The organism is Microbispora sp. KK1-11 (assembly GCF_006874435.1).
GTDB lineage: Bacteria > Actinomycetota > Actinomycetes > Streptosporangiales > Streptosporangiaceae > Microbispora > Microbispora catharanthi.
Genome location: NZ_VIRJ01000008.1, coordinates 231799 through 244617 on the forward strand (window position 1 = coordinate 231799; position 12819 = coordinate 244617).

A 12819-nucleotide genomic window follows, 5' to 3' on the forward strand; every position below is an offset into this window, starting at 1 on the left:
CTCGCCCGCCTCGCTCGCTGAGACGAGGAGACGCGCGTCACCCCTCCAGGGCGTACCGCATCACGCGGAGCTTGGCCTGCGCCTCGGCGAGCTCGGCGGCGGGGTCCGACCCGGCCATGATGCCGCAGCCGGCGAACAGCCGGGCGCGCCTGCCCGAGACGTACGCGCAGCGCAGCGCGATGCCCCACTCGCCGTCGCCGCGCGAGTCGATCCAGCCGACCGGTCCGGCGTAGCCCGCGCGGTCCATGCCCTCCAGTTCGCGGATGACGCCGAGCGCGGCCCTGGTGGGCGTTCCGCCGACGGCGGCCGTGGGGTGCATGGCCGCCACCACGTCGAGCACCGACGCGCCGTCGGACAGCCGCCCGGTGACCCGGCTGGCCAGATGCTGCACGTTGGGCAGCACCAGGAGCTCGGGCTCGTCGGGGACGTGCAGTTCCGAGCACAGGGGGGTGAGGGCCTCCCGGACCGACGCGACCGCGCAGGCGTGCTCGTGGCGGTCCTTCTCCGACGCGTACAGCGCGGCGGCGCGCGCGGCGTCGTCGGCCGCGCCGCCGCCCCGCGCCGTCGTGCCCGCGAGCACCAGCGACTCCACCGCCTGGCCGGTGTGCCGCACCAGCAGCTCCGGCGTCGCGCCGACCAGCCCGTCCACGGAGAACGTGTAGCACTCGGGGTAGCGCTCGGCCAGCCGTCCCAGCAGCACGCGGGGGTCGATGTCCCGCTCGGCGACGGCCGTCAGGTCGCGGGCGAGCACGACCTTGTCCAGCAGGCTGTCCTCCTTGATCCGCCGCACGGCTCGCGCGACCCGGTGCTCCCACTGGGCCGCCGTCAGCGAGCCGTCGGCGTACCGGATGCGGCCGGGCCCCCTCGGTGGGGTGACCAGGTCGAAGGCGCTGTCGCCGATCGTGGTGAGCCAGGCGCGGCCGTCCCGTCGGGCGAGCACCACGCGGGGGACGACCAGCACGGTCCCCTGGGCGTCGCCGTCGAAGGTGAAGGAGCCGAAGGCGACCGGTCCCGAGCCCGGCACGCCGACCTCGTCCTCGATGAGCGCCCCCGCGAACAGCGAGGAGAGCCAGCCGCGCGCCCAGTCGAACCGGCCGGGGCCGGGCGGCACCGCGGCCCGTGCCGCCTCCCCCCAGCCCACGAGTCCCTCACCGTGTCTGATCCAGGCGTACGGCGCGGCGTCGGGCAGACGCGCCAGCAGATCGTCAGGGTCGCTGACCGCGACCGTGCGAACCACGAGGGGCCGGATTAGAGCGACAGTCACCCGACTCACTCTACGCAGGATCTGAACATGTTCGACAAGAGACCCCCCTTGCGCTCGCGGGCTCCCTCTGTCAAGCCGCGATAGGAACTTGGTCATGGAAGGCCCGCCTTCCCTGGTGGCGATAGAGCGCACCTCCACGCGATCCCTACCTTTGATCTCCCGGAGGTGCCAATGATCAAGAAGATCGCGCCGGTCCTGGCCACGGCCGTCCTGCTCGTGCCGACCGGCGCCCACGCCAGTACGACCCCGGCCGTGATGGCGGCGCTGGGCGACTCGATCAGCGCGGGGTTCAACGCCTGCGGCTGGTATGTCGCCTGCACGTCCCGCTCGTGGTCCGCGGGCGACTCGCCGTCCGTGAACAGCCACTATCTGCGCCTGCTCGCCATGGGGAGCGCGATCAAGGGGCACAACCTGAACTTCGCCGTCCCGGGGGCGACCAGCGCCGACCTGGCCGGGCAGGCGCGGCAGGCCGTCCAGGCCGGGGCCGGCTACGTCACCGTCCTGATCGGCGCGCAGGACGCCTGCGTGGGCTCCGAGAAGGAGATGACCCCCGTGACCGCGTTCCGGCGCAACATCGACGCGGCCTTCGACGTGCTGCGGCCCACCGGCGCGCGGGTCTATGTCGCGAGCATCCCGGACGTCAAGCGCCTGTGGCGGGTCGGCAAGGACAACGGATGGGCACGCGTCTTCTGGGGGATCGGCCACATCTGCCAGTCGATGCTGGCCAACCCCAAGTCCACCGCGAAGAAGGACGAGGCCAGGCGCGACCGGGTGCGCGAGCGGGTGATGGACTACAACGATCAGCTCGCGCAGGCGTGCGAGAGCTACGGCCCGGCCTGCCGCTACGACGGGGGCGCGGTCTTCTCCTACCCGTTCAGCCTGAAGCAGGTGAGCGCCTGGGACTACTTCCACCCCAACGCCGACGGGCAGAAGGCCCTCGCCAAGATCACCTTTGACGCCGGCTTCTTCTCCGACGTCGAGCCCTGACCGCGCTCACTCAACCGCGCTCACTCAACCGCGCTCACTCAACCGCGCTGACTCATTCGGCGCGGCGGAGGCGGTCGAGGGTCTGCTCCAGTTCCTCCTGCAGCACGCGGCCCGCGCCGTCGGCGTCGCCGCGCTCGACGGCTCCGACGAACGCCGCGTGGGAGTCGTCTCCCGGGTTCGGGTCGCCCGTCCGCAGGTCGAGCAGGTCCACCAGGGCGACCAGACCCTCGCGCAGCCGGGGGACGAACTCGGCGAACAGGTCGGTCAGCACCGGGTTGTGCGCGGCGGCGACGACGGCCGCGTGCAGGGCGATGTCGGCGTCGACGAAGGCGGCGTCACTCTCCCGCGCGGCGGCCCGCCGCGCCTCCAGCGCCGCGTGCAGCGCCGTCACGTCGTCCGGCGTACGGCGCCGCGCCGCCAGCCGGGCGGCCTGCACCTCGACCAGCATGCGCACCTCGTAGACGTCGGCCACGGCCGCACGGCGCAGGCGGGCCGTCCAGTCCTCGGCGGGACTGGTGGCGATGACGAAGACACCGGCGCCCTGCCGCGCCTGCACCAGCCCGGCTCCGGCCAGCGCGCGCAGGGCCTCGCGGACGGTGGAGCGGCCCACGCCCAGGGTCTTGGCCAGGGTCGTCTCACCGGGCAGCCGGGTGCCGACCGGCCAGCGACCCTCCGCGATCTGCTCGCGCAGGCTCTCGACGGCCTGGTCGACCAGAGGGCTGCGGTGGAGTGCGCCGAGCGCCATCGAATCTCACCTCTCAGGTTGTCTGAGGAGTTGTCCTGTGGTTAGTCTAGCCGCCATGTCGTCGCACTGGTCCTTCGGCCGTCTTCCCGGCCTGCTTCTCGGCCGCCGCGGCGGGGTTTGATCCGAGACCGGCGCCCCGCCGCGGGGTGCCGTGCCGCCGGTCGCCGGCAGACCGACCAAAGGATCGACTCTGTGACCACCGTCCCCACTCCCGTCCCGACGACCCGCGCACCTTTCCCCACACTCCGCACCCCGGACGGCCCGGTGCCCGCCGATGCGCCCACCTGGAATCCCCAGCGGGGCAGCGCGATGCCGCACCACCGCTACCGGCCCGCGCACGAGCGGGTCGAGATTCCCGAGATCCGGCGCGCCTGGCCGGGGCGCAGGATCGAGCGGGCCCCGCTGTGGGTGCCCGTGGACCTGCGCGACGGCAACCAGGCGCTGGCCGAGCCGATGGACACGCCGCGCAAGCGCCGCATGTTCGACCTCCTCGTCGCGATGGGGTTCAAGGAGATCGAGGTCGGCTACCCGTCGTCGAGCCGGACCGACTTCGACTTCGTCCGCCACCTGGCCGCACGCGGCGCGGTGCCGGACGACGTGACCCCCGTGGTGTTCACTGCGGCCCGCCGCGACCTCATCGAGCAGACCTTCGCCTCCATCCAGGGCATGCCGCGCGCGGTGGTGCATCTGTACACCGCGACCGCGCCGGTCTGGCGCGACATCGTGCTCGGACAGGACCGGGCCGGCCTGCACGCGCTCATCAGGGAGGCGGCCGAGCACATCGCGCGCCTGGCCGACGCCATGCCGGAGACGGCGGTGCGGTTCGAGTTCTCCCCCGAGGTGTTCAACTGCACCGAGCCCGACTTCGTCCTGGAGGTCTGCAACGGCCTCACCCGGTTGTGGGACGCCTCGCCTGACCGGCCGGTGATCCACAACCTGCCCGCCACCGTCGAGATCGCCACGCCCAACCTGTACGCCGACCAGATCGAGTACATGCACCGCCACCTCGAACGGCGTGACGCGGTCATCCTCTCGGTCCACCCGCACAACGACAGGGGCACGGGGGTGGCCTGCGCGGAGCTCGCCGTACTGGCCGGGGCGCAGCGCGTCGAGGGCTGCCTGTTCGGCAACGGCGAGCGCACCGGGAACGTCGACCTCGTCACCCTCGCGCTGAACCTGTACGCGCAGGGCGTCGACCCGATGGTGGACTTCTCCGACATCGACGTCATCCGGCGGACCGTCGAGGAGTGCAACCGGCTGCCGGTCCACGTGAGGCATCCGTACGGGGGAGACCTGGTCTACACGGCCTTCTCCGGCACCCACCAGGACGCGATCAGCAAGGGCCTCGCCCACCACGAGCGCGCGGCGGCCGAGCGGGGCGTGCCGGTGGGGGAGGCGCCCTGGTCGGTGCCCTACCTGCCCATCGACCCGGCCGACGTCGGCCGCACGTACGAGGCGGTCATCCGGGTCAACAGCCAGTCGGGCAAGGGCGGCATCGCCCACCTCCTCCAGGCGCACCACGGGCTCGACCTGCCGAAGGCGCTGCGCGCCGAGTTCTCCCAAGTCGTGCAGGACGCGACGGACCGCAGCGGGCGGGAGGCCACGCCGAAGGACCTGCTCCAGTTGTTCCGCGCCGCGTACATGCCTGAGGACGGGCCGGTCACGCTGTCGTCGTGGACCGCCGGCGACGGCGGCTTCCACTGCCTGGTCCGGCGGGACGGGCGCGACAGCGAGGGCGCCGGCGCGGAGCCCGTGGACGCCCTCACCGCCGCGCTGGAGGCGTCCGGAATCGCGGTGGAGGTGCTCTGGCAGGGCGGGCATCCGGCGGACGGCGGCGCCGTCGCCTACGCCCGGTGCCGCGTCGGCGACACCCCCGCGTGGGGAGCGGGCGAGGACGCCGACGCCGTGACGGCGTCCGCCCGGGCGGTGCTCGCGGCCGTCAACCGCGCCCTGGCCGGGCAGCGGGGTGACCGCTCGCAGGGGTGACCGGGCGATCCGCCCGCCCCCGGCGAGTCTCGGTGGCCTTGCTCGCCTGCCCAGGTGGGAGGCGGGCAAGGCGCCGAAGAGGCGGCGCAGGATCCGGCTCGCCCGGCGCCCGGGCATGCGGCCCTGGCGGCCCCGCACCGGCTGCGGTGACGGCGAAACGCCGTCTCGTCGGGGTGTCCTAGTTCGGGGACGTGCGTGTCGAGGCGGTGTCGTGCCGGTGCTGAGGGCCGAGCACGCGCAGCATGTCCAGCGCCTCGGTGCCGCCGGGCGGCGGAGTGAAGACCCGCAGCCGCTGGTCCGTCGCAGGCGTCGCCAGCACCTCGCAGTCGAACTCGATCCTGCCCAGCTCGGGATGCACGAGCCGGTACGGGTGTGACCTGCGGACCGCGACCTCGTGCCGGTCCCAGAGCGCCGCGAACTCGGCACTGGCCGCGCGGAGCCGCGTGACAAGTGCGAGGGCCGCCGCGTCGTTCCCGCGGCGGGCCACCGCGGCGCGCAGGTCGGCGACCAGCTGCCGGGAGTGCTCCTCGTGCTCCTCGGCCGCGAAGTGGTTGCGCACGTCCGGCTCGGTGAACCAGCGCAGCACGATGTTGCGGTCCTCCCGGGCCACCCTGCACACGCACCCGAACAGCGCCTGCGCCATGTCGTTCTGCGCCAGCAGGTCGCCCAGGTCGCTCAGGACCTGGACCGGGACGCTGTCCAGACGGTCGAGGAGGTACAGCATGCTCGGCCGCAGGTACTCCCCGGCCCGCGCTCCCTCCGGCGGGCGGTGCCCGGCGAGCAGGTACAGGTGGTCCCGCTCATCGGTGGTCAGCCGCAGCGCGTGCGTCAGCGCCGCCAGCACCTGAACCGAGGGCTGCGGGCTCCTGGCCTGCTCGAGCCGCATGTAGTAGTCGGCCGACATCCTGGCGAGTGCCGCGACCTCCTCGCGGCGCAGTCCCGGCGTACGCCGCCTCGGCCCCTCGACCAGTCCGACGTCCCGTGGACTCAGCCGCTCTCGCGACCGGCGCAGGAAGTCGGCGAGGTCGTCGCGGTGAATCCCCATATCGCTAGTGATATCACCGTTCGTCGAACACATCCTGGGACCGTCGATCCTAGGGAGACCGCTCCGCTTCTGACCCGTCGACGGCGGAGGCATAGTCGAGCCCTGGCCGTTCACGGCCCATCCCGACGAGGAAAACGATGAAGGCGGTCTCATGAGGGAATCCGTGCTGGAAGTGCCCGGCGCGCGGCTGCGTCATTTCGTCCGTGGCTCGGGCCCCCTGCTCGTGCTCGTCGCCGGAGGGCATGGGGACGCCGCCGTGAACGAGGCTCTCGCCGGTCATCTCGCCGACAGGTACACCGTCCTGACCTACGACCGCCGTGGCCTGTCCGGAAGCACCACCGACGCCCCCGGACCGACGCCGGCCACGCATGCCGACGACATCTCCCACCTGCTCTCCGCACTCACCACTGAACCCGCCCACGTCTTCGGCAGAAGCATGGGTGCGCTGATCTCGCTGGAGCTCACGATCAGGCACCCCGGGCAGGTCGGCGTGGTCGTCGCGCACGAACCGCCCGTCATCCAGCTGTTGCCGGAGCCGGAGCGCGCTCGCGCCGTCGAGGACCTGCTCGGAGCCGAGGAGACGTTCAAGGCGGAGGGCGCCTTCCCCGCCCTGCGCAGGTTCGCGACGTTCGCCGGCATCGACCCGACAGACCGCGAGTCCGACGTCGAGACGCGCGTTCCGGGGCCGGAACAGCTGCCCAACCTGGAGTTCTTCCTCACCCACGACGCGCCGGCCGTACGGACGCACGCTCTCGACCTGACCGGGCTCAGGAACTCACCCGTCCGTATCGTGCCCGCTGCCGGTGAGAACTCGGGCCACATCTGGGCGCACAGGTGCGCCAGGTTGCTCGCCGAGGAGCTGGGGATCGCCTGCGAGATGTTCCCCGGCGGGCACAACGGATACGTCTTCCGCCCGCGCGCGACCGCGGAGCGACTTCACCAGGTGCTCGACGACCAGGCCTGCCGGACCGGCACCCCCGATACCTGTCCGAACAAGGAAGAGCGGTGATCACGCGATGAAGGCGGTGCGGTTCCACGAGTACGGCGGGATCGACGTGCTGCGGGTGGAGGAGGTGGAGCGTCCGGTTCCCGGCCCCGGGCAGGTGCTGGTCGAGGTCCGCGCGGCCGGGATCCAGCCCGGCGAGGTGATGATCCGGAAGGGCGCCCGGCACGAGCGCTGGCCGGCGACGTTCCCCTCCGGGCAGGGCAGCGATCTGGCCGGTGTCGTGGTGGAGGTCGGTCCGCACGCGCGTGGCGTCGCGGTGGGCGACGAGGTCCTCGGCTTCACCCACAACAGGGCAAGCCACGCGGAGTTCGTGGTGGTCGACGACGTGAATCTGACCCGGCGTCCGGAGGGGCTGTCCTGGGACGTGGCCGGGTCGTTGTACGTGGCCGGCACCACCGCGTACGCCACCGTGTTCGCGGTCGACCCCGGACCGGCGGACACGGTCGTCGTGTCCGGTGCGGCGGGCGGCGTCGGGTCCCTCGCCGTGCAGCTCGCGCGGCGGCGCGGCGCCACGGTGATCGGGCTGGCGAGCGAGCCGAATCACGCCTGGTTGAAGGATCGCGGTGTCGTCCCGGTCGAGTACGGGGAGGGCGTGGCCGAGCGGATCCGGCAGGCCTGCGGCGGGAAGGTCGACGCCTTCATCGACACGTTCGGCGACGGCTACGTGGATCTGGCGGTGGAGCTGGGCGTGCGGCCCGAGCGGATCGACACGATCCGCGACTGGCGGACCGCGGCCAGGGTCGGCGCGCGGACCTACGGAGAGGGCGCGGCGGCGTGCGCGGTCGTGCTCGGCGAGCTGGCCCGGCTCGCCGCGCGCGGGGAGCTTGAGGTGCCGATCGCCCGCGTCTACCCGCTGGAGCGGGTGCGGGACGCGTTCCGCGAGCTGGAACGGGGGCACACGCACGGCAAGATCGTGCTGCGGCCCTAGTACTCCAGACGTAGATCGTGATCTTGTTGCCGGAGTGCGGTGGAGAGGGGGCAGCGGTCAGTCGTCGACGAGATCGAGCTGGGCAGCACAGGCGTCCGCTACTCGAGCCCTTCGAGACGGCGGGCATCTTTGATCTCGCTGATCCTGGCAGCCGTCATCGGGGTCCACTCCCTCCTCTGTCCAGCGGCACGGAGGGCTTCTCCAACCTCGCTGAGCTTCACGGAGGACAACACGCCCGCCCGCTCGATCAGGTCGTCCCGGGCCACGGTGGTCAGCCATGTGCACGGAGTAAAGCCTGGACGCGGGAGCGCGAACCGCAGCACGCCTTCGAAGGGCAGTCCTTCCGGGGCTCCTACGGCCACTTCAACGCCCAGGCCGCTGATGTCGACGCCCGCTGGCGCAACGACCTGCATCGCCTGAAACCCGGATGACTCCTCGTCCGAGAGCAGCACGACCGGGCGTCGCTCATCGAAGTCGACCCACCAGACTTCACCGCGTTGCATCTGTCCTCCTGGCACGAGACGGGGGGCGAACGCTGCGTGCCCCGTGCGGGACACGGAAGGGATGCGGCCCCGTCTTCGCAGGTCGTGACCGAGGGGCGGTGAAGACGGGCGCGGCACCGTTGATCATCGGTGTGTGAAGACTGAAGATCATGCGGTGGCCGCGAGTCACAGCGTAGACCCTGCCCGCTGGCAGGAGGCGTTCGAGGTCCTGATGCCCCGGATAGCGGGCCGGTTCGCGTGGGTTGAACCCCGGCGTCGGGTGCGGGACTTGGTGCTGGGGCTGCTGTCGGACCTGCCGCGCAAGAACTGCTGGAGCATCGCCGAGTGGGCCGGGCAGGCCAGTCCGCATGGAATGCAGCACCTGCTCGGCCGGGCTAAGTGGGATGCCGACACCGTGGGCGATGACGTGCGCGAGTACGTGCTGGAACATCTGCACGACGACGATGCGGTGCTGGTCGTCGATGAGACCGGGGACGTGAAGAAGGGCACGCACACCGTGGGTGTCCAGCGCCGGTACACCGGCACGGCCGGGGTGATCGAAAACGCTCAGGTCGCTGTCTACCTCGTCTATGCAGGCTGCCGCGGACCCGCGGCGATCGACCGCGAGCTGTACGTCCCGCGCTCGTGGACGTGCGACCCGGACCGCTGCCGGGCGGCGGGACTGGGCGAGGACACCGTCTTCGCGACCAAGCCGGAGCCGGCCGCCCGCATGATCGGCCGGTTCCTTGACGCCGGGCACCGTGTGGGCTGGGTCGCGGGCGATGAGGTCTACCGCGGCAACCCCAAGCTGCGGGCCGCGCTGGAAGAGCGCCAGGTCGGCTACGTGCTCGCCGTTGCTTGCTCGGCCGAAGTCACCACGGGCGCGGGGAAGTTCCGCGCGGATGCCCTGGCCGTGAAGGTGCCGAAGTGGGCCTGGCTGAAGCTGTCGGCAGGGGCCCACGGCCGTCGTGGGTGCTGTCGGGACCTTCAGCGGAAGGAGCGGCGGTAGGCGGCCGGGGTGGTGCGCAGGGCGGTGTGGAAGCGACGGCGGAGGTTGACCGCGGAGGAGAGGCCGACGCGGGTGGCGATGGTCTCGACGGGCAGGTCGGTCTCCTCCAGCAGGGCGCGGGTGGCGGCCAGGCGGCGTTCCAGCAGCCAGCGGGCGGGTGGGACGCCGAGCTGATCGGCGAACTGGCGGGTGAGGGTGCGGGGGGAGACGCCCGAGTAGGCGGCCATGTCCTTGACGGTGACCTGGTCGGCCAGGCGTGAGAGGAGCCATTCGAGCAGGGGCGCCAGGGAGTCCGGCATGGGGCCGGTGGTGGGGAGGGGAGGGTACTGGCGCTGGCAGCCCTCGCGGTGCGGACCGGCGGCGAGCTGGCGGCCGATGCGCATGGCGTGGGCCGCGCCGTACTCCTGGAGGACCTGGTGAAGGCAGAGGTCGAGGGTGGCGGCCGAGGCTCCGGCGGTGGCGACGTCGCCGTGATCGACGTAGATGACGGTGTCGTCGGGAATGACGCGCGGGTGGCGCGCGGCGAGTTCGCCGGACAGTTCCCAGTGGACGGAGGCGCGGCGGCCGTCCAGGAGGCCCAGGGCGGCGGGGATGAAGATTCCGGCGCAGACGGCGACGATGCGGGCGCCTCGGGCGTGGGCTTGCGACACCGCGTGGAGTACGGCGGGCGAGGGCGTGAGGGTCCAGCTCGCGATGACCACGGTGTCGGCGTCGTCGAGGGCTTCGAGACCGCTGTCCACCTGGATGGGGACGCCGAGGGTGGTGGGGAGGGTGCCGGGGTGTTCGGCGCACAGGCTGAAGCTGTAGCGCTGGGGGATGTCGGGGCCGTGGTAGCCGAAGACGGCTGAGGCGGAGGTGACCGGGTAGAGCTCCTGGTTCGGGGCGATCACGGCGACCACGCGATGCGGGTTGAGCGGCGCAGGGGGCGTTTCCGGGCAGTCCAAGGCCATGGCGCAAATGTACCTAATGATGTCATTCGGGACACCGGTGCTCTGATCTGGAAAAATCCAAGATTGGGCTCATGTGGACGAGGAACTTCACCCTCTACTTCGGGGCCCGCACGATCTCACTGCTCGGCGACGCGATGATGCCGGTCGCCTCGGCGCTGGCGATCGGGAAAGTCTATGGGATCGCGGGTGTCGGCTACGTGCTCGCGCTCTGGACCGCGTCGGCTGTGCTGGTCATGGTGTTCGGCGGGGTTGTCGCCGACCGGATCGGCGCCCGGCGCCTGATGATCGGCGCGGACGTGGTCAGGGTCGTCACCCAGGGCGTCGTGGCCGTCGCCTTCCTGGGCGGTGCTCCGCCGTACGCCCTGTTGCTGGCGATGGCGTTCTTGTCGGGCACGGCCGCCGGGATGTTCGAACCGGGCGTCAACGGCATGGTCCCGCTGGTCGCCGGAGACCCGCAGCGGGCGAACGCGACGCTGAAGATCGCCGAGGCGGTCACCCAGCTGGCGGGTCCCGCGCTGGCCGGAGTCCTCGTCGTCGTCGCCGGGCCGGTCTTCGTCTACACGGTGGACGCCGCGACGTTCCTGGTCAGCGCGGTGTGCCTGCTGCTGGTCCGGGTCGCCGTACCCAGGCCGGAACCCTCCGGCGTGCTGAGCGACCTGCGCAGGGGCTGGGAGGAGTTCACGGCAAGGAGCTGGATGTGGTCGGTCATCCTGGTCTGGGTGTTCTGGGGCGTTCTGGTGGTCGGGCCGTACGTGCCGCTGTCGTCGCAGGTCATCGGGGCCGACTACGGCTGGGTGATGTCGGCGCTCGGACTCGGCACCGTGCTGGGCGGGCTGGTCGCGATCAGACTGAGGCCGCGCAGGCCGCTGGCGGCCGGGGCGGTGGCGCTGAGCGGGTACGCGGCGGTGCCGCTGACGGTCGCGCTCGGTTTGCCGCTGCCGCTGCTGATGGCCGGGCACCTGCTCGGGGGGTGCGCGTGGGCGTTCTGGTCGGTGATGTGGTCGACCAGCGTGCAGACACAGGTCGCGCCGGACGTGGTGAACCGGGTCAACGCCTACCAGGTGGCCGGGTCGGTCGCCGGCATGACGGTCGGGCAGGCGATGGCCGGTCCGGTCACCGCGCTGGTCGAACCGCGCACCTTCATGCTGGGGTCGGCTCTGGTGACGGCCGGCGTGGTGGCGGCGCTGCTGTCGATCACGCCGGTCAGGCGGCTGGGCCGGGAACCTCTGGAGCCCGCAGGCCGGTCGATCCCGGTCTCGGCCGGCTTGTCGACGTAGTCGCCCGCCACCGGTGGACTCTCCCACTGTGGGAGGCCTGACGCTACTTTCAGCGATCAGGGATGGGGGCGGTGGGACCGCCGCGCCGGCATGAGGAGAGCGAGCATGGCCGTCGTGAAGGACGTCGAGGCCCGTGGGATGCGGCACTGCGAGACGACGGCGCTGGGGGTGCTGTTGCGGCATGAGGGACTCGATCTGTCCGAGCCCATGCTGTTCGGGCTGGGCTCGGGCCTGTCCTTCATCTACTGGGACAGCAAGGGCATGCCGTTCCCCCTTCTCGGAGGGCGGGTCAAGCCTTTCGACCTCACCAGGAACCTGGCCGCCAGGCTGGGGCTGACGTTGACGGTCGAAGAGACCGCCTCACCGCGCAAGGCGTGGGAGAACGTGGCCGCCCCCATCGACGCGGGCCGGCCGGTCGGCGTCCAGCTCGACTCCTATCACCTGGACTACTTCCGCTCCAAGGTGCACTTCGGCGGTCATGTCGTCGCCATGTACGGCTACGACGAGCACGACGTCTACCTTGTGGACACCGACCAGCAGGGAGGGGCGGTGCGCGCCAGCCGGGCCGGCCTCGCCATGGCACGGGCCGAACGCGGCCCGATGGCCGCAAGGAACCGATCCTTCACCATCACCCTGCCGGCTCGGCCGCTTTCCTGGCAGGACCAGATCATCCCCGCCATCAGAGACTGCGCCGGCGCCTTCCTCGCCGCTCCCATCGCGAATCTGGGCCACCGGGGCATCGAGAAAGCCGGCAAGCAGGTGCCCGGATGGCTGCTACGCGCCGGCGATCCGCGGCAGGACCTGCCGCAGGCCGCCCTCCTCATGGAGAAGGGCGGCACCGGCGGTGCCCTGTTCCGCGTCCTCTATCGCGACTTCCTCGACGAGTGCACCCGGCTGATCGACGACGACGACCTCCGCGCCGGTCACCGGCTGTACGCCGAGGCCGCCGTCCTGTGGGCGCAGGTGTCCGCTCTGATCGCGAAGGCGGGGGAGAGCGGTGACGCGGGGTGCCTCGAACAGGCCGGCGCCATCCTCCACGATCTTTCGCGCGTCGAGAAGGACGCCATGCAGGTGCTGCGTCGGTTGTAGACGGCCTCAGTCACGTTCACGTCGTCCCGGCGCCGTTCCGGCGGCGCGGGC

Annotated in this window: 11 protein-coding genes and 1 pseudogene; 7 read left to right on the forward strand and 5 right to left on the reverse strand. The window is 71.8% G+C overall.

The features are described 5' to 3' along the window. Positions 1–37: 37 nt before the first annotated feature. The gene (locus tag FLW16_RS14865; RefSeq protein WP_260615275.1) at positions 38–1264 is read right to left on the reverse strand and encodes an isochorismate synthase MenF; all 1227 of its coding nucleotides are present in this window, start codon (positions 1262–1264) and stop codon (positions 38–40) included. 171 nt (positions 1265–1435) lie between these two features. Between FLW16_RS14865 and FLW16_RS14870 the strand changes: the two genes are divergently transcribed. Continuing rightward, positions 1436–2251 carry a GDSL-type esterase/lipase family protein gene (locus FLW16_RS14870; RefSeq protein ID WP_142560590.1) on the forward strand — a complete coding sequence of 272 codons (816 nt, stop codon included), beginning with the start codon at positions 1436–1438 and terminating at the stop codon, positions 2249–2251. Between the two features lie 52 nt (positions 2252–2303). On the opposite strand, the gene FLW16_RS14875 is transcribed toward FLW16_RS14870, so the two are convergent. After that, positions 2304–2996, reverse strand: coding sequence for a FadR/GntR family transcriptional regulator (locus tag FLW16_RS14875; RefSeq protein ID WP_142560591.1), 693 nt, complete (start codon positions 2994–2996; stop codon positions 2304–2306). A 309-nt stretch (positions 2997–3305) separates the two neighbouring features. Between FLW16_RS14875 and FLW16_RS14880 the strand changes: the two genes are divergently transcribed. Further along, the gene (locus FLW16_RS14880) at positions 3306–4982 is read left to right on the forward strand and encodes a 2-isopropylmalate synthase (protein WP_142560656.1); all 1677 of its coding nucleotides are present in this window, start codon (positions 3306–3308) and stop codon (positions 4980–4982) included. Between the two features lie 178 nt (positions 4983–5160). Here the strand turns inward: FLW16_RS14880 and FLW16_RS14885 are convergent, their stop codons facing one another. Beyond that, positions 5161–6027, reverse strand: coding sequence for a helix-turn-helix transcriptional regulator (locus FLW16_RS14885; protein ID WP_142560592.1), 867 nt, complete (start codon positions 6025–6027; stop codon positions 5161–5163). 151 nt (positions 6028–6178) lie between these two features. Between FLW16_RS14885 and FLW16_RS14890 the strand changes: the two genes are divergently transcribed. Together FLW16_RS14890 and FLW16_RS14895 are read left to right on the forward strand one after the other, a co-directional pair. Next, a complete protein-coding gene (locus tag FLW16_RS14890; protein WP_142560593.1) occupies positions 6179–7036 on the forward strand; it encodes an alpha/beta fold hydrolase in 858 nt (285 codons plus the stop codon). A gap of 7 nt (positions 7037–7043) precedes the next feature. Further along, the gene (locus FLW16_RS14895) at positions 7044–7961 is read left to right on the forward strand and encodes an NADP-dependent oxidoreductase (protein WP_142560594.1); all 918 of its coding nucleotides are present in this window, start codon (positions 7044–7046) and stop codon (positions 7959–7961) included. A 98-nt stretch (positions 7962–8059) separates the two neighbouring features. Here the strand turns inward: FLW16_RS14895 and FLW16_RS14900 are convergent, their stop codons facing one another. Continuing rightward, positions 8060–8464 carry a type II toxin-antitoxin system PemK/MazF family toxin gene (locus tag FLW16_RS14900; protein WP_142560595.1) on the reverse strand — a complete coding sequence of 135 codons (405 nt, stop codon included), beginning with the start codon at positions 8462–8464 and terminating at the stop codon, positions 8060–8062. 211 nt (positions 8465–8675) lie between these two features. On the opposite strand from FLW16_RS14900, the pseudogene FLW16_RS14905 reads away from it, so the two are divergent. Continuing rightward, positions 8676–9401 (forward strand): annotated as a pseudogene (locus FLW16_RS14905) (IS701 family transposase); the annotation flags it as partial. 29 nt (positions 9402–9430) lie between these two features. On the opposite strand, the gene FLW16_RS14910 reads toward FLW16_RS14905, so the two are convergent. After that, on the reverse strand, positions 9431–10402 hold the full coding sequence (locus tag FLW16_RS14910; RefSeq protein WP_142560596.1) for a GlxA family transcriptional regulator: 972 nt from the start codon (positions 10400–10402) through the stop codon (positions 9431–9433). 71 nt (positions 10403–10473) lie between these two features. Here FLW16_RS14910 and FLW16_RS14915 point away from each other — a divergent pair, with 71 nt between their 5' ends. Together FLW16_RS14915 and FLW16_RS14920 are read left to right on the forward strand one after the other, a co-directional pair. After that, entirely contained in the window at positions 10474–11679 is a 1206-nt protein-coding gene (locus FLW16_RS14915) for an MFS transporter (protein WP_142560597.1), read from the forward strand. A gap of 105 nt (positions 11680–11784) precedes the next feature. Then, on the forward strand, positions 11785–12768 hold the full coding sequence (locus tag FLW16_RS14920; RefSeq protein ID WP_142560598.1) for a BtrH N-terminal domain-containing protein: 984 nt from the start codon (positions 11785–11787) through the stop codon (positions 12766–12768). Positions 12769–12819: the final 51 nt, after the last annotated feature.

Excerpts from the sequence above, each read along its gene's own strand:
- FLW16_RS14870 (WP_142560590.1), top strand. The coding sequence starts at position 1,436 with ATGATCAAGAAGATCGCGCCGGTCCTGGCCACGGCCGTCCTGCTCGTG.
- FLW16_RS14875 (WP_142560591.1), bottom strand. The coding sequence starts at position 2,996 with ATGGCGCTCGGCGCACTCCACCGCAGCCCTCTGGTCGACCAGGCCGTC.
- FLW16_RS14880 (WP_142560656.1), top strand. The coding sequence starts at position 3,306 with ATGCCGCACCACCGCTACCGGCCCGCGCACGAGCGGGTCGAGATTCCC.
- FLW16_RS14885 (WP_142560592.1), bottom strand. The coding sequence starts at position 6,027 with ATGGGGATTCACCGCGACGACCTCGCCGACTTCCTGCGCCGGTCGCGA.
- FLW16_RS14890 (WP_142560593.1), top strand. The coding sequence starts at position 6,179 with ATGAGGGAATCCGTGCTGGAAGTGCCCGGCGCGCGGCTGCGTCATTTC.
- FLW16_RS14895 (WP_142560594.1), top strand. The coding sequence starts at position 7,044 with ATGAAGGCGGTGCGGTTCCACGAGTACGGCGGGATCGACGTGCTGCGG.
- FLW16_RS14900 (WP_142560595.1), bottom strand. The coding sequence starts at position 8,464 with ATGCAACGCGGTGAAGTCTGGTGGGTCGACTTCGATGAGCGACGCCCG.
- FLW16_RS14910 (WP_142560596.1), bottom strand. The coding sequence starts at position 10,402 with ATGGCCTTGGACTGCCCGGAAACGCCCCCTGCGCCGCTCAACCCGCAT.
- FLW16_RS14915 (WP_142560597.1), top strand. The coding sequence starts at position 10,474 with ATGTGGACGAGGAACTTCACCCTCTACTTCGGGGCCCGCACGATCTCA.
- FLW16_RS14920 (WP_142560598.1), top strand. The coding sequence starts at position 11,785 with ATGGCCGTCGTGAAGGACGTCGAGGCCCGTGGGATGCGGCACTGCGAG.